This is a genomic window from Pseudarthrobacter sp. CCNWLW217, assembly GCF_037203985.1.
GTDB lineage: Bacteria > Actinomycetota > Actinomycetes > Actinomycetales > Micrococcaceae > Arthrobacter.
This window is the reverse complement of record NZ_JBBCBT010000012.1, coordinates 112,496-135,548: the sequence shown is the minus strand read 5'-3', so window position 1 is coordinate 135,548 and position 23,053 is coordinate 112,496. Positions and strand designations below refer to the sequence as shown.

Annotated in this window: 16 protein-coding genes; 6 read left to right on the top strand and 10 right to left on the bottom strand. The window is 61.0% G+C overall.

Annotated features, from left to right (window positions below):
- Positions 1-705 precede the first annotated feature (705 nt).
- Positions 706-1,755, top strand: coding sequence for a PDDEXK nuclease domain-containing protein (locus tag V9L18_RS15030; RefSeq protein ID WP_337347970.1), 1,050 nt, complete (start codon positions 706-708; stop codon positions 1,753-1,755).
- 509 nt (positions 1,756-2,264) lie between these two features.
- Here the strand turns inward: V9L18_RS15030 and V9L18_RS15025 are convergent.
- Positions 2,265-3,230: an ornithine cyclodeaminase family protein gene (locus V9L18_RS15025; protein ID WP_337347969.1), complete on the bottom strand. Its 966-nt coding sequence runs from the start codon at positions 3,228-3,230 to the stop codon at positions 2,265-2,267.
- A gap of 268 nt (positions 3,231-3,498) precedes the next feature.
- Positions 3,499-4,602, bottom strand: a complete 1,104-nt coding sequence (locus V9L18_RS15020) for a Zn-dependent alcohol dehydrogenase (protein ID WP_337347968.1) — start codon at positions 4,600-4,602, stop codon at positions 3,499-3,501.
- Between the two features lie 358 nt (positions 4,603-4,960).
- Between V9L18_RS15020 and V9L18_RS15015 the strand changes: the two genes are divergently transcribed.
- Positions 4,961-6,325 (top strand): MFS transporter, encoded by a 1,365-nt coding sequence (locus V9L18_RS15015; protein WP_337347967.1) that lies wholly within the window; start codon positions 4,961-4,963, stop codon positions 6,323-6,325.
- Between the two features lie 104 nt (positions 6,326-6,429).
- Complete coding sequence (locus V9L18_RS15010) at positions 6,430-7,917, top strand: aldehyde dehydrogenase (NADP(+)) (RefSeq protein WP_337347966.1); 1,488 nt, start codon at positions 6,430-6,432, stop codon at positions 7,915-7,917.
- A gap of 754 nt (positions 7,918-8,671) precedes the next feature.
- Here V9L18_RS15010 and V9L18_RS15005 read toward each other — a convergent pair.
- From V9L18_RS15005 to V9L18_RS14985, 5 genes are all read right to left on the bottom strand, one after another.
- Positions 8,672-10,162, bottom strand: coding sequence for an NAD-dependent succinate-semialdehyde dehydrogenase (locus tag V9L18_RS15005; protein WP_337347965.1), 1,491 nt, complete (start codon positions 10,160-10,162; stop codon positions 8,672-8,674).
- A 68-nt stretch (positions 10,163-10,230) separates the two neighbouring features.
- Complete coding sequence (locus tag V9L18_RS15000; protein WP_337347964.1) at positions 10,231-11,919, bottom strand: thiamine pyrophosphate-dependent enzyme; 1,689 nt, start codon at positions 11,917-11,919, stop codon at positions 10,231-10,233.
- Between the two features lie 516 nt (positions 11,920-12,435).
- On the bottom strand, positions 12,436-13,209 hold the full coding sequence (locus V9L18_RS14995) for an SDR family oxidoreductase (protein WP_337347963.1): 774 nt from the start codon (positions 13,207-13,209) through the stop codon (positions 12,436-12,438).
- A gap of 597 nt (positions 13,210-13,806) precedes the next feature.
- Complete coding sequence (locus V9L18_RS14990) at positions 13,807-14,223, bottom strand: SRPBCC family protein (RefSeq protein ID WP_337347962.1); 417 nt, start codon at positions 14,221-14,223, stop codon at positions 13,807-13,809.
- A gap of 21 nt (positions 14,224-14,244) precedes the next feature.
- Complete coding sequence (locus V9L18_RS14985; RefSeq protein ID WP_337347961.1) at positions 14,245-15,258, bottom strand: aldo/keto reductase; 1,014 nt, start codon at positions 15,256-15,258, stop codon at positions 14,245-14,247.
- Positions 15,259-15,385: 127 nt separating this feature from the next.
- Between V9L18_RS14985 and V9L18_RS14980 the strand changes: the two genes are divergently transcribed.
- Both V9L18_RS14980 and V9L18_RS14975 read left to right on the top strand, forming a co-directional pair.
- Positions 15,386-16,318, top strand: a complete 933-nt coding sequence (locus V9L18_RS14980) for a LysR substrate-binding domain-containing protein (protein ID WP_337347960.1) — start codon at positions 15,386-15,388, stop codon at positions 16,316-16,318.
- Between the two features lie 131 nt (positions 16,319-16,449).
- Positions 16,450-17,226, top strand: a complete 777-nt coding sequence (locus V9L18_RS14975; RefSeq protein WP_337347959.1) for an IclR family transcriptional regulator — start codon at positions 16,450-16,452, stop codon at positions 17,224-17,226.
- A 107-nt stretch (positions 17,227-17,333) separates the two neighbouring features.
- Here V9L18_RS14975 and V9L18_RS14970 read toward each other — a convergent pair whose 3' ends face one another.
- From V9L18_RS14970 to V9L18_RS14960, 3 genes are all read right to left on the bottom strand, one after another.
- Positions 17,334-18,662 (bottom strand): alpha-hydroxy acid oxidase, encoded by a 1,329-nt coding sequence (locus V9L18_RS14970; protein ID WP_337347958.1) that lies wholly within the window; start codon positions 18,660-18,662, stop codon positions 17,334-17,336.
- A 165-nt stretch (positions 18,663-18,827) separates the two neighbouring features.
- Positions 18,828-20,171, bottom strand: coding sequence for an MFS transporter (locus V9L18_RS14965; RefSeq protein ID WP_337347957.1), 1,344 nt, complete (start codon positions 20,169-20,171; stop codon positions 18,828-18,830).
- A 142-nt stretch (positions 20,172-20,313) separates the two neighbouring features.
- The gene (locus V9L18_RS14960) at positions 20,314-21,087 is read right to left on the bottom strand and encodes an SDR family oxidoreductase (protein ID WP_337347956.1); all 774 of its coding nucleotides are present in this window, start codon (positions 21,085-21,087) and stop codon (positions 20,314-20,316) included.
- 501 nt (positions 21,088-21,588) lie between these two features.
- Here V9L18_RS14960 and V9L18_RS14955 point away from each other — a divergent pair.
- Positions 21,589-22,377 (top strand): 2-keto-4-pentenoate hydratase, encoded by a 789-nt coding sequence (locus tag V9L18_RS14955; protein WP_337347955.1) that lies wholly within the window; start codon positions 21,589-21,591, stop codon positions 22,375-22,377.
- Positions 22,378-23,053: the final 676 nt, after the last annotated feature.

Genomic DNA, 23,053 nt, shown 5'->3' with positions numbered 1-23,053 from the left:
ACGTAGTTGTCATGACAACGCGGCCCCCTGACACGATGCTCCGCCGAAAGTGGTGGGCGAGGGCGTTGTTGTGGGCTGCCCTGGTCGTTGTATCGATCATCCTCACCGGTTTGGCCTTGGAGCGGACCTTCTTCTTCCTTGTCGGCCCGGGCCCAGAGCAGTTGCGTATCGGCAGACTGTTGATGTTGGGCGGAATAGTCACCTCCCTTGGTGCGGCCTTTTGGTCGTATTTCAGACGTCACCGGCCGTGGATCATAGTCTGCGTGGGCGCCCCTGCTGTGGTGGTAGGCGGGGTATCGATGATGATGCCGGAATGCTTGTTACCGCAACTTGTGGGTGCGGTAGTTCTGCCCGCGGCGTTTGCAGGGTTGCTAGGCGGTGTCTTGGGCCGCGACAGTGGGAGCCCCGATTAGTGTGGGCAGGCGCCGGTGGCAGGCTCAGATTCCAGGAGTGCGAGTCCGCCGTCCATAACTCTTCCTCTCCAAGGTGGACCAAGGTTAAGATCGGCCAGCGGTCCCTGACAACACTCTTGGGATGAAGTGCTGCTGCCTGAGCGGGCGGCTACCCGGGCAAAGAGGGCCGATCCCCTGGCTGGCCCATGCCCAGCGGCAGGCCCAAATTCCCGCCAGGGCGCTGCTTAGCCGTGCCAGGGTGACCCTTTACGGATCTCCAGCCCGCATAGGGCTTATCGATAGGATCAAGCCTATGGCTGACGCAGACCTCTCCCTCCCCACCGGCTACACCGAGCTCCTTGGTGAGCTGAAGTTCCGAGTCCGAGCGGCCCGGACGCAGGCGCTTCGTACCGTGAACACCCAACTGATCGAGCTGTACTGGTCTATCGGGAACGACGTGAGTGCACAGCAGGACAGAATGGGCTGGGGGAGCGGGGTCATCAAAAGACTGGCCGAGGACCTCCGTGCTGAGTTCCCGGAGATGAAGGGATTCTCACCCCGGAACCTGCAGTATATGACCACTTTCGCCAGGGCCTGGACGGGGAGCTCAATTGCGCAACAGGCTGTTGCGCAATTGCCATGGGGCCACATCACTGTGCTGCTCGACAAGATCAAGAGCCAGAAGGACAGGGACTGGTACGCATCGGCGGCGGTCGAGTACGGGTGGTCCCGGAACGTCCTCATGAACATGATCATGAACAAGACCCTGGAACGGACAGGGGCAGCGCCCTCGAATTTCGCGCAACACCTTGTTGCGCGAGATTCCGAGCTTGCTCAGCAGGTGGCAAAAGACCCCTACAACTTCGAATTCCTCGGCCTCTCCGGCGAAGTAGCGGAACGCGACCTCGAGAACGCTCTCACGAGCAGGATCACCGAGACCCTCCGCGAGCTCGGTCCGGGATTCGCCTTTGTCGGCCGGCAGGTCCACTTCGACGTCGACGGTGACGACTTTTACGTGGACATGCTGTTTTTCCACATCGAACAATCCCGCTACGTTGTCATCGAGCTGAAAACGGGCAAATTCCAGCCAGAGTACGCCGGCAAACTCAACTTCTACGTCGCTCTCGTCGACGACATGCTCCGGCGCGACCACCATAAAGAAACCATCGGCATCCTCATCTGCGGCACCAAGAACGACCGCAGCGTTCGATACAGTCTCGGGCGCTCCACATCACCCATGGCGGTAGCCGCTTACACTTACGACCGACTTCCCCCGGCCGAACAAAAAGCACTCCCCGACGAGGGACACATCGTCGCCGCCCTCGAATGGGCCGAGGCCGACTCCGTGGACAGTGCGACATAGCCAGCAAGATAGCTCCGATGAGCGGTTGTCTCACCTAATCCGCTGAGCAGAGAAAACCTTAGACAACTCAACCTGGCATGTCCCCAGAGTCCGCCGCGGCAGTCCGGGACATTCAATTCCAGGCGCACGATGCTTACAACTGCGAACAGTGCGGCATGGTGGACGGCGCTGTTCAGCAGCCCTGTACGGCACGTATTCTCCTCGTAAAAACGTGAGCGTGGGGAAGCGATGGCCGGCATCTCCAACGCTCCAACCCAAGTTGTCCAGATACTGCTGCAGGGTCAATCCCCGGGCACTTCTTACGTAGGCGCTGAATTTCCGGGCCACTCTGTCAGGTTTGGGTCTAAGACTGCTCGGTTGAACGGTGCGGGAATCGACTTTGGACCCTATTCTGACGGTGGCTGAGTGACCGGCTGACGTCAGTCTGGGGTGTTGCCTAACAAGACAGACTGCACGCCGCGGGGCCGGTTCCCCAGAATGATCGTCAGATCTCGGCTAATAGACAGACCTCATGGGGAAACAGGTTCTGCATGGATTCCCACCTGACGCGCAGCCACTGCTTCTGCGACCACGAGGTCTTCCCATGACATTCCCGAGCTCTTAAAGAGGATTGGGCCGCCGGGGGGGTCGACTTCGCCCTTGATGACGGCGGTCATAGGAACGAGCTTGGAGGCATCGATCCTGCCTTCAGCAGCTGCAATGATCACGTCGCCGCACTCGCGCAGTGCTGTGTCGACATCCTCAACAACCACAACAGCGCGGGCGAGGAAGTTGGAATCGACCTCCCGCGCGTCGGGTTCATGCGAACCCACGGCGATAACGACAGGATTCCGGTGCAGGAGCGCTGAATCGAAGAGAGGCTCCTTGGCGGACGTTGCGCAGATCACGACGTCGGCATTTTGAAGCGCATGGGCTTCGTCGACTGAAGCGGTCAAACAGACGCGGAGCACGATGTTGGGATAGTTTTTAACGGCACGGGGAGTCCTAACTACGTGCGTGACCCGCTGAATGTGCAGGCTCTCGAGTGCCATAAGGGAACGGACATGCGCTACTCCTTGGGGACCCGTCCCATATACGACGACGTTCAGGGGGCCTGGCCTGCGTTCAAGGAAGAGCCGGGCGGCAGCAACGGAAACGGCCGCGGTCCGAAGGGTGGTGAGAGCTGTGCCATCCAGGATTGCCGTGGGAGTTAGCGTCTGAGCATCGAAGAGTACGTATACGCCCTGGATCCGTGGGATTGAGAGGGCGGCATTACCGGGGGATACCGTGGCGACTTTGACTCCTGCTACTGCCCCGGAATCAGCGGGCATCAACAGGAACTGTCCGTTCCTTACGGGAACAACACCGCGGGGACAATCCTTTGAAGGATCAAGCCCACCCAGTAGGGCGGTCTCCACAGCCTGGACAGCCTCCAGAGGCGACAACAGTGCAAAGACTTCGTCAGCATCGATATACGGGATGTGGAGCTGGCTCATCGAAGGACGGATCCAGGAACGAGTGTCTCGCTGGGGTTGACTTCGAGTTTGTGGACCCCGGTCTTGTATGCCATGCCACGAGCGACCCATGACGCGTTAGGTTGTGGCGTAGGTCCACCCAGGTGGGAATCAGAGAGCCCCTCGAGCGTGAGCCGCCTGCGGGTCCGAGGGCTTCCAATTTGTAGAGGACCGGACGGTCGGAACGGCATTGTTTCCCGGGGACCGTGCTGTTGACGATCAGACCGGCACGTTTGATGCGAGCTCTCCATTAGTTACTTCTGGGAAGAATGACAGCCCGTCCTGTGGAGCCTGATGCTAGAGCGTCGTAGGCGTCGTTGATCTGCGAGAGATCGAACGTGTTCCCGATCAGTTTGTCGAGCGGGAGTTTGCCTGCGGTGTAGAGATCGAGGATTTTCGGTACCTGCACCTGGGTGTTCGATGAGCCATAGAGGCTTCCGATGATCCGCTTTTCCTGCTGGACGAGGGCGTTGATTGGGACTTCAAAGGATGCACCAGTTCTGCCGAGACCGACGGCGACCACTGTCCCGGAGGTACCCACGGCGTTGACTGCCTGAGAGAGTGTGGATTGGATTCCCACGGCGTCCAGCGCCCATTTCAGGCCGTTCGGACAGATGCTGGCGATTTCAGCCTCGAGGTCTTGGCTGGTCGAGTTGATCGTGTGGGTCGCGCCGACCTGCCGGGCGAGTTCCAAGCGCGTGTCGACGGTGTCGACGGCAATTATGGGGTGGGCGCCGATGAGATTCAGACCCATGATGGCGCTGAGACCGACTCCGCCGGCGCCAATGACCACGGCAGCTTCGCCCGTGGCGTCCTTCATCAAATTTAGGGCCGCGCCTACTCCGGTGATGACGGCGCATCCCGTGATTGCCGCGATTTCCGGCGGTATGGCGGGGGATATGCGGATCAGCGACCGCTCGGAAAGGACGCTTTCTTCGGCGAAGCACGAAACTCCCATGAGGTGATGAACCTTTTCACCGTTCAGGCTGAGGCGTGAGGTGCCGTCGAGCAGGCCACCGGTGGTGGCCTGCACCCTTCCCACGACACATAGGGCGGGGCGGCCGCTGGTGCAAAATTCACAGTCCCCGCATCGGGGGCGCCAGGTCGTGATGACCGAATCACCGGGCGCAAACCGTGTGACACCTTCACCGACACTTACTACTGTTCCGGCCCCTTCGTGGCCGAGGACAGCCGGGAGTCGACCGTTAAGGTCCCCGTTCATGTAGTGAAAGTCGCTGTGACAGACTCCGGCCGCGTTTATACGGATTTGCACTTCTCCGCGGGCCGGGCCTTCCAGGTCGAGGTCCTCGATACGGAGTGGGGTCCGCGTCTCAAACAGAACTGCTGCTCTCATAATGGTCTCCGTTTGGTTAGTAGGGGGTAAGCCGGGGCGGCGTCGGGCATTATGACCGAATCGGGTCGCCCTGCGTGGACAGTAAATCCTGATGCGCCGGTTTGCGGACCAGCAGACGATGCCCTACTTTTGTTCCGAAATGCCAGACGTTGTCCGCTCTGTGAAACAACAGTAGCTCCGGCCGTTGGGGCGGTCAAGCCGTGACGTACGACACGGACGTGGTTGACCCCGGGTTCTGCGGCGTGCGAAACTGTGTCTATATATCAGATAGTGTCTGAAATATAAGACACCTGATTCTGCTTGGGAGTCCGTCTTTCGGACTTTCCGCTATGGCAAGGAGGCCATTAAGTTGTCAAAAATGTCCCAGATCCAGAAGGTCGCTTTGGCCAGTGGTGTCGGAACTACGGTGGAATGGTATGACTTTTTCATCTACGGAACTGCTGCCGGCCTGGTATTCAACAAGATCTTTTTTCCTGATTTCGACCCGTTGGTGGGAACGCTGTTGGCGTTCGCCACTTTTTCCGCGGCCTTTATAGCCCGTCCGCTCGGAGGCATCGTCTTTGGGCACTTTGGCGACCGGATTGGCAGAAAGTCGATGCTGATCATTACGTTGACCCTGATGGGACTAACGACGTTGGCGATCGGTCTCCTTCCCACGTATCAGACGATCGGGATGGCGGCACCGATCATCCTTGTCTCCTTGCGCTTCGTTCAGGGGCTTGCCCTGGGCGGAGAAGTCGGTGGGGCCATCCTGATGACGGTGGAGCACGCTCCGCCCAACAAGCGTGGCTACTACGGCAGCTGGGTGCAGATGGGTGTCCCTGCCGGGCTGATGCTCGGGAACGCTGTCTTCCTTTTGATGGCTGGGCTCGACTCGGAGGCATTTCTTGCCTGGGGTTGGCGGGTACCCTTCCTGGTTGGTGGAATTTTCGTGGTGATCGGTCTCATCGTCCGGTTGAAGGTTATTGAAAGCCCGGCGTTTGACCAGTTGAAAAAACAGGAAAAAGTCGAGAAACTGCCGATTGCTGTCGTGCTCCGCCACTACCCGAAGCAGTCGCTGTTGATCTGCGGCGCCTACTTCGCCATTGGTGTCACCTTCTACGGCGCCACTGTGTTCGGCCTGAGCTACGGAGTTCAGACAGTCGGATTCTCGCGCAACGAGATGCTGAGCATTGTGCTGATTGCCATGGCAGTCACGTTCGTTGCTTTGCCGCTGTTCGGCAGGCTCTCGGACAAGCTGGGACGGAAACCTGTGTTCCTTGGCGGAGTGATTGCCATGCTGGCGTTCACTTTTCCGTGGTTCTGGCTGGTCAACTCAGGCTCCTATGTCCTGGCTCTCATCGGCTTCGTCGTCTTCTGCTTGGTGTTTTCCGCTTCATACGGGCCGATGGCCGCATTCTTCGCAGAAGCATTCGAGACTAAAATCCGCTACTCCGGCATCTCCTTCGGTTATACGATCGGCGGACTTGCCGCCAGCGCACCCACACCGATTGTCGCCGCGTACGTTATGTCCCAGACGGGGTCATACGTCGGAGTGGCATTGTTCATGGTTGCAATGTGCGCCGTCTCCGTCGTCTGCGTGCTGGTGATGAAGGAAACCTATCGCTTGAGCCTTTCCGAACTGGGCAAAAAGTACCCGTCCCAGGAACCTTTGCCGGATGAGGCGGACCCCATGGCAGGCAACCAGTCGTTGAACCCCACACGGCAGCACATCGAACGTTAATCTCGCCCCCCGCCACTGACCCTCCGCCTGACCTCGTCTCGCAACCCGCGGCTCCTAGGGCGAACGACAGAACCCCACCCCCACCACAGCTCATCGAGGAACCTATGGCATTGACCAGCACCACCCCCGCACCCACCACAACCACCGAACTCGACCAAATCCTTGCTCAGGCAGCCGCCGCCTCTTCCTCCTGGGCCGAAACCGGCATACCTGAACGCGCAGCGGCACTCCGGACCGTGGCCGACTATCTCGATCAGGCGGCTGAGGAACTTATCGGCGTCGCCCATGAGGAAACCCACCTCCCCTTCGCGCGGCTCCGAGGGGAACTCAAACGAACAACCTTCCAGCTGCGCCTCTTCGGCGACGTAGTAGAAGAAGGCAGTTATCTCGACGCACGAATCGATCACGCGGATCCGTCCTGGGGCATGGGCCCCCGTCCAGAGATCCGCCGCGGTTTGGAGCCGATAGGTCCTGTGCTTGTATTCTCGGCCAGCAACTTTCCTTTTGCCTTCAGCGTCGCCGGCGGTGACACAGCGTCCGCCTTGGCGGCCGGCTGCCCCGTTATCGTCAAAGCACATTCCGGTCACCCTCGGCTATCGCTTCTGACCGCCGACATCGTCGCGTCTGCCCTGGCAGACGCGGGAACACCGCCGGGGTTGTTCGCGGTTATCTTCGGCACCGCGCAAGGCAGGACTGCCCTCCTTGACCCCCGGGTAAAAGCCAGTTCATTCACAGGCTCCATCCCTGGCGGAAGGGCTCTTTTCGATCTGGCAAATTCTCGCCCGGAGCCAATACCGTTCTACGGAGAGCTGGGAAGTGTCAATCCCACGTTCGTGACTCGCTCGGCCGCGCGAAAGAGGGGCGCGCAGATCGTCACCGACTTCGTGGACTCGTTCACAGCGGGAGCAGGGCAATTTTGTACAAAACCAGGGATCCTGCTCGTTCCCGCTGATTCCGATATCGTTTCCGGTTTGGCAGCTGCTTCCTTCCCGGAAGCGACTTTATTGCTGAACGATCGGATTCAAGCCGGCTACACAGACTCCTTGGCCGCGCTGACCGCACATCCAGACGTGAAACCGGTGGTGATGGGGCCTGCGGCCTACGAGAACCCTCCAGCGCCCACCCTTGTTCAGACGACCGCAGCTCATGTTCTCGCGGACCCCGAGGCGCTCCTCACCGAGTGCTTCGGACCCGCTGCCCTGGTGGTCCGTTATGGCGAAGAGTCCGAGCTAGTGGAAATTGCTGCCATCATCGACGGACAGTTGACCGCCACCGTGCACGGGGAGGAGGACGATGCCGTGGCGCCCGAACTCATCCGTCTCCTGGCCCGTAAGGCGGGACGAGTTCTATGGAATCAGTGGCCGACCGGGGTCTCTGTGACATACGCACAACAGCATGGTGGCCCCTATCCTGCCACCACGGCACCGACGTCAACCTCGGTCGGAACGGCAGCAATTTTCCGGTTTCTGCGTCCTGTCGCCTACCAAGGCGTCCCCCAGCACCTGTTGCCCCGCCAGTTGCAGGACAGTAACCCCATGCAGATCACTCTGCGAGTCGATGGACACCTAAGTACGCCCGGCACGCCCGAGTGAGAACCAGCGGGACCGCCGGCCAAATCACATCCTGAAGGGTTCCGGCCGGGGCGGTTTCGCGGGACCGGTGTAACACCTCGGACGGATTCGGCCGCCGAAGTCAGGCAGGCGCTCAGCAAGGATATCTCTGCTGAGCGCCTGCCGGCGTTCACGGTAAATCCGCCAGGTCGGCTTCTTTGACAAGTCGATACCGTAGCAGTCCGTTAGCATCGTCCGGAAAGCGGACGTGCGGATCGGAGGCCACGGTGAAGCGCTTATTCTGCGGCCCTTCCCTCCGGTCAGCGGACACGCTGGCCGGCGGACATGATGGCAGCCTGATGGACGCATGTGTATAGCCGGGGTGCGTTCTTTTGCGGTCCCGATCGTCACCGGTTAGCGACCGGAGATGAGACCACACCCAAAGGGCCTGGCATGGCCGTGGGCACAACGCTCGGTCATGGCCAGGGGTTAACTGACCAAGCGCCGGTGTCCTTCACGTAGTGGTGCGTATCCTGAGCACGGGGAACCTGTCGGTCAGACTTTGGCTCAGCTGTTTGGCGACAACAGCGCTGGCTTTGATTTCCGGCCGGATTATCTGGCGCAAACGGGCTATGCGCCCTCGGGCCCCCGACCTTCGCAGGCTCCCATGTGGGTCTGGTTTTCGGCCGCGTTTGACCGGTTGGTCTATGCGAGATCTCCCGCAGCGAGCCAGGCCCGGGTCCTGTAGTTGCGAGGCAACAGGACCCGGGCTTGGCGGTTTAGTGGGGTTTCAGCGTCAGGACTTGCCCGCTGCGTAGGGGTCGGCGATGCCGATGTATTGGGTGTAGAGGTATTCTTCGATGCCTTCGAGGCCGCCTTCGCGTCCGAGGCCGGATTGCTTGACGCCGCCGAAGGGTGCTGCGGCGTTGGAGATGACGCCGGCGTTCAGGCCGAGCATGCCGATCTCGAGGCGTTCGCCCATCCGGATGCCGCGGTTCAGGTCCTTGGTGAAGACATACGCGACCAGGCCGTATTCGGTGTTGTTTGCCAGTCGGATGGCCTCGTCCTCGGTGGAGAAGGTGGTGATCGGGGCGACGGGTCCGAAGATTTCTTCTGACAGGATTCGGGTGCCCTCGGCGACGCCGGTGAGGATGGTGGGCTGGTAGAAGTAGCCCGGCCCGTCCACTGCAGCCCCACCGGTCACCGCGGTGGCGCCGGAGTCGATGGCGTCGGTGACGAGTTCGTGGACCTTGTCCCGGCTCTTGGCATCAATCAGTGGCCCGACCGTGGACTCGGGCTCGGTGCCGCGGGCGGTGGTCATGTCACGCATTTTCGCGGCGAACTTCTCCGCGAATTCGTCCGCGACCGATTCGTGGATGATGAACCGGTTGGCTGCGGTGCAGGCCTCGCCCATGTTCCGCAGCTTCGCGAGCATCGCCCCGGCGACGGCGGCATCAATGTCGGCGTCTTCGAAGACCACGAACGGGGCGTTTCCACCGAGTTCCATCGAGGTTCGCAGGACGGTCTCGGAGGCGTCGGCGAGCAGACGGCGGCCCACTTCGGTGGACCCGGTGAAGGAGAGTTTTCGCAGGCGGGAGTCTTTGATCAGCGGTCCCGCGGTGGCACCTGCCGTGGATGTGGGTATGACGTTCAGGACACCGGCAGGAAGCCCGGCTTCCATCATGACGGCGGCGAACAGTTGCGACGTTAGCGGCGTCAAGGCGGCAGGTTTGAGCACCATGGTGCAGCCGGCGGCGACGGCCGGGGCGACCTTTCGGGTGGCCATCGCCAGCGGGAAGTTCCACGGGGTGATCAGCAGACAGGGACCTACGGGCTTTTTAGTGACCAGGAGCCGGGACTTGCCGTCCGGAGAGACGGAGTAGCGGCCGAAGGCACGGACGGCTTCCTCGGAGAACCAGCGCAGGAATTCGGCGGCGTAGGTGACCTCGCCGCGGGCCTCGGCCAGTGGCTTGCCCATCTCCATGGTCATCAAAAGGGCGAAGTCCTCGGCGCGTTCCGTCAGCAGTTCAAAGGCGCGGCGGAGGATCTCTCCGCGTTCAAGTGCCGGGACCTGCGCCCAGTGGTCCTGCGCGGCGGCGGCTGCGTCCAGGGCAGCCATGCCATCCTCGGCGCCGGCGTCGGCGATGCTCAACAGGATCTTGCCGGTGGCAGGGTCTTCGACGTCGACGGTTTTCCCGGTGGCGGCGGGGAGCCACTCACCGTTGATGAGAAGGCCCGTCGGTACGGAGTCCAGCAGTTCGAGCTCTCTAAGTGCGGGCACTGACATGTTTTTCTTCCGTTCAATGAGGCGTTCAGAATTCAGCGGTGCGGGCCCTTGGACAAGGGCCACGGGTCCTAATATGCCTTGACCCGCTGTTCGACGATCAGGTGGATCAGGGCGAACACGTGGTCTTCGTCGATGGCTTTCAGGGCTGCATCAATAGCGACGGGGACGTCGTGGTCCCGCTCGACTCTGATCCCGAAGCCGCCGAAGGCCTGGGCCATGAGGGCGAAGTCCGGGTTCTTGAGCTGGGTTCCGGAGATCCGTTCGGGGTAGTGCCGTTCCTGGTGGGTGCGGATGGTGCCGTATTCCTGGTTGTCCATCACGATAACCAGAGGAGTGGCGCCGTATTGCGCCGCGGTAGCGAGTTCCTGACCGTTCATGAGGAACTCGCCGTCACCGGCGATGGTCACCACCCGCCGGCCTGGATAGGCAAGGGATGCCGCGATGGCAGAAGGGACGGAGTATCCCATGGATCCGTTGCGGGCGCTGATCATGGAGGCGTAGCGCTGGGTGGGAAAGTACCGGTGCGCCCAGTTGGTGTGCTCGCCGGCACCAAGGGTCACCATGGCGTCGGGCGGCAAGGTTGGTACGAGGTTCGCCATCAGGGTATCCATCCGGGCCTGTCCGATGCCCGGAGCTGACGGGGGGAGGGCGGAAAAGGACTCCTGCTCGGCACGCATCCGTTTTGTCCAGACCTTCCAATCCTCCCTGACGGGAAGCTCGATCTTCGTCAGGTCCCGGACGAAGACGTCGGGCTTGGCGACAATATGGTGGGAAACGGCACCTGATCGGCCCCGGAGGGAGGAATCGATGGTGACCAAGAAGTTCTTCTTGGCCCAGTCCTGTCGGACAAGGAAGCCATCTGTGATGACATCCCCCGGAACCGTCCCTACAAAGACCAGCAGGTCTGTCTCTTCCAACAGGTCGTACGTCGGGCGGGGACGTCCGTAGCCGATGGGACCCACATAGGAGGGGGAGTCAAACGGGACAGTGCCTTCGGTACGCCACTCCGCGGCCGCGGGAATGTGGTGCTTTTCCAGCCACTGCGAGAGCTGGTCAGCTCCCTTCTGGGTCCAGTCATTTCCACCGGTCACAAAGAGGGGTTTGCTGGACGAGGCCAGGGCGGCAGCGAGGGCTTCGGCATCCACGCTCGTCATCCCGCCGGTGGCTACCGGTATTGGCGGGTGCAGCTCGGCAGGAATCTGTTCTCGGATGACGTCCTCAGGCACGCCGATGACGACCGGGCCCGGCCGTCCGCTCATCGCGGCAAAGAAGGCTTCCGCGACAATTTCCGAAGCCCGCTCAGCGTGATCCAGGACCATGACGCGCTTGGCGCCGGTGTCGAACCAGGCTTTGATATCGAATTCCTGGAAGGCTTCACGGTCCCGGTGGGCAAACGGAATGAGCCCAACGAAAAGCACCATCGGGGTGGAGTCCTGCCAGGCGGTATGAAGACCGACGTGCGCATTGGCGGCGCCCGGGCCCCTGGTTACCATCGCGACGCCGGGGATCTGGTTAATCTTGCCGTCGGCTTCGGCCATGTATGTGGCACCGCCCTCATGCCGGCACACTATCGTTTCGATCGCCGACTCATGTAGACCGTCCAGGATGTCGAGGAAACTCTCGCCGGGAACCACATGGGTCCGCTTGACCCCATGTGAGACAAGGGAGTCGACAATGACATGACCGGCCGACTTCCGTATGGTGGCAGTGCCCGGGCCAGACCTGGCGAGCAGGGGACGAGCCACGGCCTGGCTCATCGCGAACCCGTCTGCGATTCCGCATTCGGGATATTTGGATTCGTGGGGCCGGATGGCTTCATTTTTCGTTCCTGTTTCTGCTGATTCCGAAAATGGTTGGCTAGGGCGAAGTGGGTTGTAGTCTCTGCAGCCGTCAGGGTTTCTGGCGCGCCCTTGGGCTCATGACCATGAACCTTCGTGGTGCGCGCACAGAGAGTGATGGCTGGAAAGGGCTAAGCGCGGGCGGAACCGTTTGATCCGTGCGCGTTCGTTGAGGCGCTCTGATCATCTTCGAGGGTCATCCCGTAGGGAACGTCCAGGCTAAGTTCCACCGTAAAACGCGAGGCGTGGTGCCGTGTGATCAGCACCCCCCGTCTTTTGTCCCGCATTGCCAGCTCGACAGCTGACGCCACCGCTGCCGACAATCGTTCCTCTAATTCCAAGCGCGTCGCTGCCTCGGACGCCGTCACTAAGGTCGGAAAATTCATTGCAGGACTTTCATTCGGGCCGTTTCACGGGTGGGGGGGTGGGGTTTGGTTAGAGGGTTTGGGTCATTCCGCCGTCGCAGCGGAGGGCTGTGCCTGTGATGTAGCTGGCTTGTGTGCTGCAGAGGAAGGTTGCTGCGGCGCCGAATTCGTCGGGTTCGCCGTAGCGTCCGGCAGGGATGGTGGCTTTGGAGGCTGCCTGGATCTCTGTCAGGGGGGTGCCGGTGCGTCGTGCTGCTGCCTGGTCTATTTGTGCCGCGCGGGGTGTGGCGATTCGGCCGGGGAGGAGCATGTTGACGGTGATGCCGTCGGGGGCGAGTTCGGGGGCCAGTGTTTTGAGGTAGCCGGCCAGGGCTGCCCGGCCGAGGTTGGACAGGGCCAGATTGGATATCGGTGATTGAACGCTGGTGGAGGAGATGCTCAGCACGCGGCCCCATTTGTTCTCGCGCATGGCCGGCAGCGTCAGTTGGACGAGTTTTTGCTGGGGGATGACCAGGGTGGCGATGGCTTCTTTGATGCCGTCCCCGGTGGTCCCGGCCGCTGTTCCCGGGGCAGGTCCCGGGCCGTTGAGTACGAGAATGTCGACGCTGCCCAGGGCGGCCACGGTTGCTGCGTGGAGGTCTTCGGCGGCGCCTTCGGCGACGAGATCGCAGCCGATGCCGATGGCATTGGGGATGGTCGCTGCCGCTTCACTGGCGCGGTCCTGGCTGCGGCCGGTGATGATGACCCTGGCGCCCTCGGCGGCCAGGGCTCTGGCGGTCGCCAGGCCCAGACCCGATGTGGAGGCACATACCAGCGCGGTCTTGTCTTTTAGGCCGAGATTCATTGACTAGTCACCTTTGCAATCAATAGATAGGTCCCGGAGGGATGCGTGGGCACGGGCATGGAACCGGTTGGCGTCCGGGGATACATGCCGGGCCAAGAATCTGCACCACCTTGCCATGTCTAATATATAAGACATCATCCGGTATGTAGATCAAATATTTCATAGCCGCGGTGTTTGGTCAATGTCTGCGGCCTTTGATGACGTCATCTGCCGGACCCCTGCCGCCGGGTCCCGGGCGTTCAGCCCTGTGCGGCGTACAGGAGGCGATCGGATGACGCAGAGGATTCTTTCGCCCCCGGGAGAATCTCAGCCGTCGCCCGCCAACCCGGGACCGGCACACACCGGTTGAGGCTGATCACCGCCGGGTCGGGGGGAGTGATGGCGGGCGGATTGCTGGAATTCTACCGGCCTCAAGCGACGGGTCCCGGCGCTGTCTGGAAGTGCGGAGCGGCGCGGATACCCGGATTGAAGGGTGGGCGTCGCCACCCACCCTTCAACTCAAGGGTGATTCCCAGGTTCTTTCGTTGGACCACTGGAGGTCACTTTTCACGGCGCCTTGGCCACTGATCGTGGGTGTAGCCGGGATGTCACAGAACGTCAGGACGCGAGCGTCTCCTGGAGGGCTTTCAGTCCGTCTGAATAGATGCCGTGGAACAGGGCCACGGCCTCGGAGTCGCTGACATTTATCGGGGTGAAGGTGCCGGACCATTCCACTCGTGCAGTTTCTTTTACCGGCAGTTCGTAGACTCGCAGCGTCGAGTAGTAGGCCGTGACCGGGAACGGTGCCTGGGTAATCGAGTAGCTGTATGTGCGGTTCCGGTCGTCGAAGAATTCCAGCCGTTCGATGATGAGACCGCCCTCCTGGCTTTCCAAACGGCGAACCCGGCCTCCTTCGGAGAGGACGCTCCCGGGGATGTATGGAAGCCAGTCGGGCAATGAATCGAACCCGCCGATGAGCTGCCATACCTGTTCGGCAGATGCGGGGACTTCAACTGATACCGAGGTTGTTGCCATGATTTGTTCTCCTTGCGTGGATTAGGCGTCGGCCGGGACGGGGGCCGAAGGCGAGATCAGCCGTTCTTCACGAAGAGCGGACCAGAACGGGGCGGGAACTTTTTCATTCAGCGCGGCGACGTCTTCGGCAATGCGGCTCGGCTTGGTGGCACCGGGGATAACCGCAGCGATCGCGGGGTGCGCAAGTGAGAACTGCAGTGCCGCAGCCTTAATGCTTATTCCGTGGTGCCGGGCCAGGTTCTTGATGCGCTCGACCTTGGCGAGTATTTCCGGAGCGGCCTCTTGGTACTCGAAGTGGCGGCCGCCAGCCAGGACGCCGGAGCTGTACGGTCCGCCAACGACGATGTCAACCTCATGCTCGGCGGCCGCGGGAAGGAGACGCTGTAGTGCCCGATCGTGGTCCAGGAGGGTGTACCTGCCGGCAAGGAGGAAGGCGTCGGGTTTGGGCTCGTCCAGATCCAGGGTCAGTTCCAGAGCCTCCACACGGTTGACGCCGAGACCCCATGCCTTAATGACGCCTTCCTCTCGCAGGCGGGTCAAGGCGCGGAAGGCCCCGGTGCGTGCAGACTCGTATACTGCCAACCACTCGTCCCCGTAGAAGTCCTGCGCAACATCGTGGACCCAGACGATGTCCAGCCGGTCTGTCTGCAGTCGCTTGAGGCTGTCCTCGATCGAGCGCGTGGTCGCATCGGCGGTGTAGTCGTTGATCATTTTGTTGGGGCGGCCGTGCTCGAACAGGCCGCCCTTTTCGCCCAGATCGCGGGCGGAGGGATCTTCGGTTTCATCGAGAATGACCCGGCCGACCTTGGTGCTTAATACGTACTCCTCCCGCGAGTGACCGGCGAGCACTTCACCGAGTCGCATCTCAGCCAGCCCCGCGCCGTAGAACGGAGCGGTGTCGAAGTACCGGATGCCCTGGTCCCAGGCTGCGGCGACGGTTGCGGCAGCCTCTTCTTCAGGGATAGCGCGGAACATGTTGCCCAACGGGGCTGTGCCGAAGCCGAGGGCGCCGGGGAGAAGAGATTTGATGCTCATGAGATTTGTTTCCTTAGAAATTGGGGGAAGGCCTTGGGGGAGATGCGTTGGAACCTGCGCCATCGACCCTGACGCCACTCAGCGTATGATGAAAATGTGAGTCCGTCCAAGACTCATAAAGCCATACTTGAGTCCCGAAAGGTCCGAATTGATCGACCTCCGCCAACTCCGCTATTTCGTCGCCGTCGCCGAGGAAGAACACGTCGGCCGTGCGGCCGAGCTTCTCCTCATCTCCCAGTCACCCCTGAGCCGACAAATCGCCAAGCTGGAAAAGCAGCTCGGCCTCCGGCTTTTCGACCGCGCCCAGCAGCGCATTAGGTTGACCTCCGATGGCGCCATATTCCTGGCCGAAGCCCGGGCCGTCATTCGCCATGCAGACAGGCTCGAAAACCTCGGCCGGCGTTTGGGTCGTGGCGAGGAAGGCGGGCTGTGCATAGGCTACGTAGCGGATGCCATGCACACCGGTCTGCTGCCCCGGGCGCTCCGGGCATTGCGGACCGAGAAACCCGGAGTGCACGTGGCCCTGTACGGGATGCAGCCAGCCGAACAATTCGAGGGTCTTCGGCAGCGCAGCCTGGATATCGCCTTCGTCTGCGATCCGCCCGACACTGATGACCCGGATCTTCTCTCCGTGAACCTCGTGGAGGACCCACTCTTGCTGGCCCTGCCCTCGGACGACCCGGTGGCCTGCCTCAGCACCATCACGCCGGCGGACCTTCAAGACAAGCCGTGGATCGCGGTGGAAAATACCCAGCATCCTGGTTGGCGCGATACGTTCCTGGCATCCTGCGTCCAGGCCGGGTTCACACCGGATATACGTCTCGAGACCACAGAGCCCCTGACCGCGCTGGGTCTGGTGGCCTCAGGTTTGGGTGCAGCCATGGTCCAAAAGAGCGCCATGCGAGGCGCCCCGGATGGGGTGGTGCTGAGGGAGCTACCTTGGTATGACGTATCTGTTCGCCTGTGGGCTGTATGGCATCAGGTGGACCTGCGCCCGCTGGTGGCAACCTTTCGGCAAACCGTCCTGGCATCGTCATTAGCGTGGTCCTCGCGCTCCTGAGGCTCTGCGCCGGAACCTGCATCCCCCTTCTTGGGTCAATGAAGTATATGATTATGTCTGATGGATCAGACATGGTCTGACATGGTGCGCATGTCGCCTTGTTCCGGTATGGCAGCTCAAGGTAGGAAGTCATGAACCGAATCACCGCCCCCGCGCTCCGTCGTGGACTGGACATTCTCGAATTGTTTTTGGAACCCAATAACGGACTCCGCGTCCCTGAAATCACAGAGAAGCTGGGCATCCCCCGCGCCAGCGCACACGAGTTGGTGGGGGCATTGGCGGACCGCGGTTACCTTCAGGCAGTCTCTGAACCGCCAAGCCGATACGCACTGGGCGTGCGGGCATTCCGCCTGGGCGGTGCGTACGAGCGGGATCTGGACCTGGTTGGCATGAGCCGCGAAAGTGCGCGAAGGGTCGCGGCGGAATGCGGGGAGACGGTTCAGGTCGCTATCAGGGAGGGGCGATTTGCGGTGTTCATCGTCCGCATTGACAGCACTCACTCCATCCGCCTCGTCTCAGACGTGGGAAGTAGCATCCCGGCCCACTGCACCGCCGGCGGCAAGGTGCTTCTCGCGGCCCTGGACTCGAATGAAGTCAACGCACTGTTCCCCGATGATGACTCCCTCCCTGCAATGACTGCGCAGAGTATCAACAGCAAGGAACGGCTACTTACGGAGCTTGAGACAACACGGGAACGCGGGTGGGGCGAAGAGAACAGTGAGTCCAACGAGAACGTCGCCTGTGTCGCGGCCCCCATCCTTGACCGTTCGGGAGCCTGTATCGCGGCTATGAGCATCTCGACTCCCACCATGCGATGGGGAGAAAAACAGAGAGAGGACTACCGGAAGCTGGTCGTGAGGGGGGCGCGTGAGGTGTCCACGAGTCTGGGTTCTCTGTCAACACGCTAGCGGAGCCGGGGGCAGGTATCCCCGCACCCCGCCCCCGGCCGAGCCAACGCTGCCATCAGCGCGCGGGTGGGGCATCTAGTGGCGTCTGTATGCAGAGAGTCCGGCCATCAGGTCAGTTCAGTGAGCTGGCGGTCGTCATAAATGTGTTGTCGACGGATCTGCTCAGTAGCTCTCAAACCAAGAAGTTGTAGACCCTGGCGGTACTCGGCCTTGAGTATTTCGATTGCTCGCTGTACGCCGGGCTCCCCGCCTGCCATGAGCCCATAGAGGTATGCTCGTCCGATCATGACAGCGTCGGCACCCAACGCCCGCGCGGCAATGATGTCTTGCCCATGGGTGATTCCGCTGTCCAGGAGGACCGTGGCCTCCGGGCCGACGGCTTCCCGAATTGCGGGCAGAACACGCAGTGTGGCCGGAGTGCGGTCCAGTTGGCGCCCGCCGTGATTGGAGACAACGACACCGTCGGCTCCCATTTCCATCACCTTCTTAGCGTCCTCAGTGTCCAGAATGCCCTTTACCAGAAGGTTGTGAGGCCATGTCCGCCTCAGCCAGGCAAGGTGGTCAAAGTTCAGGCCTGGTTCGAAAAGAATCTTCGCAACGTCCACGGAGGTCCCCGGGAATTCTCTCAGAGAGGCAAATCCGATGCTGGGCGTCGTGAGCTTGTTGAAACACCACTGCGGATAGCGGGCCATATCGAAGAACGTCTTCAGGGAAAGCGCGGGAGGCATGGTGAGTCCATTGCGCATGTCCTTCAAATGATGCCCTGCAATGGGAGTATCTACCGTCAGAACGACTGTAGTGAAGCCTGCCGCCAGCGCCCGACCCACCAGGTCGGCGTTAAGAGCTTCGTTATTCGTGAGGTAGAGCTGGAACCAGTTCTCTCCCGTGGGTGCAGCCTCCTGCACCTCCTCCACGGAGGACGTGCCCACTGTCGAGAGCGTGTACGGCAGCCCACTGCGCGCTGCAACCCTCGCTACTGCGATCTCGCCTTCATGGTGCATCATGCGGGTATAGCCCGTGGGTGCGAACACCAAAGGCAGGGCAATTCTTTTCCCCAGCAATTCCGAGGAGAAGTCGGGATCCGCAACAGATCGCAGCGTCTCAGGCATGAACTGCACGTCAGTAAAAGCCCTCCGGTTACGGTCAGCTGTTACCTCTGCACATGCGGCACCGTCCACGTAGTCAAAAACCGCCAAGGGCGTGTTCTTCTTGGCGATCCGTCGGAGGTCCTGGATGCTCAAAGCTGCGTTGAGCCGACGCCTGACAGGGTGAAAATCGGGTGCACGGAACCGCAGCACATCTTTGAGTTCTGCCCACCTCGGCAACTGACGTTCGATGTGTCTGTTTGACATGGCGGGATCTGGTTCAGCTTCGACCGGAAAATTCTCGAACTTATACAAGGGATGTCCTCTCTGGGCAGGCATGGGGGGGTTCAAAAGTGAACTGCTACGGCACCACGCAGGCGCTGGACACCACGCATTTTCGAACGATGTGACGCTGCTGGACGGTGTCGGCGTCGGGTTGTTCACCGGGCTGCCGAAACGGACATGGGGTTCGATCTGCGGGGTCGCCGGAGCGTGCGAGTATTTCTGCTGCCATGACTATTTCTGCAGTACTTTGGACGGCTCGGTGTTGCCGACCCTCGCGACATCAAGGAGGTCATTGCCACGGGTCTCTTTTGTCAGCGCGATGGCGATAACACCGATTGCCGCGGCCGCCATCCACATGAGCGCGACCGGCCATGAAGCGCCATTCGCCGAGCTCACCAGGGCGCCCGCGCCGATGGGAACGAATCCGGCTACCACGCCACCGAGCTGGTATCCGAGCGACGTTCCCGTGTAACGGACGCCGGCGCCGAACATTTCTGCGTACAAAGCTGCAGTGGGTCCGTACATGGCCCCGTGCGCCACCGCTATAGCAAGGATCATCGCGACCCAGATCAGTCCGGTCACGCCGGAAGCCAGAAGCCAGAAGAAGGGAAACGCCAGAAGGAGCATGAAGACTGCTCCCCCCATGAACACGGGCTTACGACCAAGCCTGTCGGAGAGGGCACCGAAGAACGGGACGCTGAATGCTTCCAAGCAGGCGGCGATGAGCATGCTGGTCAGGAGCACGCTCCTCGGGATTCCCAAGTCATTCGTGCCATGGGACAGGACGAAAACGGTGACAACATAAAAGGGGACACCTGCTGCCAGGTACATGCCGGCGGTCAGTCCGATGGCGCGCCAGTGGTTGCGGATCGCTTCCCACGCCGGCAGGCGGTATTCGGTGCCGTTCTTCTTCATCTCAGTAAATGCCGGTGTTTCCGAAATACGCAACCTGATGAACATTCCGACACCGATTAGGGCCGCGCTCATAAGGAAGGGAATGCGCCATCCCCAACTGACAAAATCCTCCTCCGGCAACGTTCCGGCCAGGGCAAAGGCGACACTGGACAGGACCAGGCCTAAGGGCACACCCATCTGGGGGAGGCTTCCATAGAATCCTCTTTTCCGGACAGGTGACGATTCCACGACCATCGTGATCGCCCCGCCCCATTCGCCGCCGACAGCGAAGCCCTGAACGAAGCGAACGACGACGAGGATGATCGGCGCCCAGAGACCAATGGTGTTGAAGTTCGGCACGATTCCAATCAGGACTGTCGCGAACCCCATCATGAAAAGTGTCAGAACCAGCGTGCGCTTGCGCCCGATTCGGTCACCGAAGTGCCCGAAAATCAGCCCGCCCAGGGGGCGGGCTACGAAACCTACTGCGAATGTTCCGAAGGCGGCCAGCGTTCCCGCCACCGGCGAGAAGTCAGGGAAGAATTCACGCCCGAACACCAGAGCAGCAGCGAGCCCGTAGATATAGAAGTCGTACCACTCAATGGTGCTGCCGATCAGGCCTGCTACCGCTACGCGTTTAATCGAGCTCTCAGAGACCTGAGTCTTGTTGTTATCGGTCACGCCGTCGTTCACCGCTTTCTGGATTTCACACCCCCTCATGCCATGCCCATCGAGGCAACGTTGAACCGGCCTGACCCGATGGTCGGCATCCTGTTAGGGATGCTTCTTCGGGCCGTTTCACGGGTGGGGGGGTGGGGTTTGGTTAGAGGGTTTGGGTCATTCCGCCGTCGCAGCGGAGGGCTGTGCCTGTGATGTAGCTGGCTTGTGTGCTGCAGAGGAAGGTTGCTGCGGCGCCGAATTCGTCGGGTTCGCCGTAGCGTCCGGCAGGGATGGTGGCTTTGGAGGCTGCCTGGATCTCTGTCAGGGGGGTGCCGGTGCGTCGTGCTGCTGCCTGGTCTATTTGTGCCGCGCGGGGTGTGGCGATTCGGCCGGGGAGGAGCATGTTGACGGTGATGCCGTCGGGGGCGAGTTCGGGGGCCAGTGTTTTGAGGTAGCCGGCCAGGGCTGCCCGGCCGAGGTTGGACAGGGCCAGATTGGCTATCGGTGATTGAACGCTGGTGGAGGAGATGCTCAGCACGCGGCCCCATTTGTTCTCGCGCATGGCCGGCAGCGTCAGTTGGACGAGTTTTTGCTGGGGGATGACCAGGGTGGCGATGGCTTCTTTGATGCCGTCCCCGGTGGTCCCGGCCGCTGTTCCCGGGGCAGGTCCCGGGCCGTTGAGTACGAGAATGTCGACGCTGCCCAGGGCGGCCACGGTTGCTGCGTGGAGGTCTTCGGCGGCGCCTTCGGCGACGAGATCGCAGCCGATGCCGATGGCATTGGGGATGGTCGCTGCCGCTTCACTGGCGCGGTCCTGGCTGCGGCCGGTGATGATGACCCTGGCGCCCTCGGCGGCCAGGGCTCTGGCGGTCGCCAGGCCCAGACCCGATGTGGAGGCACATACCAGCGCGGTCTTGTCTTTTAGGCCGAGATTCATTGACTAGTCACCTTTGTAATCAATAGATAGGTCCCGGAACTGCCCGCCGAGAGTTCCATTCCGCATGAGGCCCGCCATGGCACTCGGACAGCCTTCGGTTGTGATTCTGGGACGTACGTCGTGATACATAAATCCTTGGGGTGTCCGATATATAGGACGAGCTCCGGTATGTAAAACAAATAATGGCACATGGTGAGACTAGGGTCAATCGGCGCGGGGTCATCGTCGACCGCACGGCGCAATCGAGCCAAGGTGCCACGAACCTTGACTGCGCGAATGTGCTCTCGTACGCTGTATGACGTAACAGACATCGTCCGAAATGTCGGCGCCTGGAATAAATGACGCCCTCGGTCCCGTCACGCACTCACGCAACGCAGCTACGTGACACAGAATCGCAAGTTCTTGTTTCCATCTGGCACAGCCCCAACGAACCTGCGCCCGTCCCGTCAACTTCGTAGATATAAGTCAGGAACTAAAATCATGAGTGGTCGAATTACCAGTGTGGCGGCATCACAGACGGACGATGTCCAAGGCATATCGGAGAGTTTGGCCGCTGCTCAGAGGGGCTTAGGGCGGTTGGAGCCGACAGATTCAGATCGGGATATTACCGTTGAGACGGGATACATTATTCAGCAGGCTGTCATGCAGTTGCGCGAGCAGGCAGGCGAAAACGTCGTTGGATACAAGATCGGCCTCACTTCACCCGCTTCCCAGGAGCTTTTCTCAGCATCACAGCCCATCGCGGGATTACTTTGGGAAAGGTCCGTCTTTGAGGGGGCTGACCGGATATCCTTGGCCGGAATGCATGCCCCCCTGGTCGAAGTTGAGGTGGCATTCATCATGCGCACGGCACTGGAGGGCCCAGGTGTAACCGCCAGGGAGGTAATGGCTGCGACCGAAACGATCTCAGTAGCGCTCGAGATCGTCGACAGCCGGTGGTCGGGTGGCCAGCCCGGGCTCGGTCAGATCGTGGCCGACAACGCCAATGCAGCTGCAATCGTAATGGGCCCGCGCATCTCTAGTACGGACCTCGATGTGAGTTCAATTCGGGTCGACGTTCAAGTCGGTCAACAAAGCTTGAGCGGAAGGGGGACGAACGTCATGGGCAATCCGCTGCACGCCGTGAGTTGGCTGGTCGAACAGTTGTCTACGCAAAAGAAGCGCATCGAAGCAGGGCAGACAATTCTCAGCGGGACCATGACAGTGCCGACACCGGTACACCCCGGAGACCGGATTAGGGTCGATATACGGGGGCTGGGCACCATGGCCGTCACCATCGCGGACTCGTAAGTATGCGATCCGATCCTGGCCAGAGAAGCCTCGAACAGGAGCGTTCCCTCATCGATGACGAGCCATGCACCGGTGGCGCCGCAGATCTGAGCTGCCCGTACTGCACTGGCCCCGAAACCGACTGACCAACGAGTGCTTCTTCCGCATCTCTTTTTGGGCGGACGACGGCGGGTGACTGGGGGCGTTTTACTCGTCGCACGGCAGGGCTGACGGCCCAGCTTTATGTTCTCGCGGCGTGCGCGGTTCGAAAGTGGGGGCCAGCAGAAGCAATAAGCCTGCGTCGGTCATTAGTATCCGCCAGCTAAACGTCCGCTCCCGGCTACCGGATCAAATCGACTAACCATGCCTAAATGCGAAGGGCCTGCAAACCACTCCTTGCTGGAGATGTCTTGGGTCCTAAGGGGCCTTTGGTACCGGGAAGCCAAATGGAAGGTTTTTTCGTTACTGGTCCGGCCTGCTTTCCGGATTCCTTCGCCGACTTTAAGGACTCAGAGGGCATTACGGTAATGGCGTGGCTCGTATGTGTATCCGCCGCCGACGCTGACTTCATTCGTTCAGATGAATAAGAAGTTTTCGAGAGCCTCTTGGTTGAAACCGACCCGAATTTGCCTGATCGGTTCAGGCCCTCACTGATTTGGACCGATTACCCACATCGACGACCCGTCGGTGCTGACGG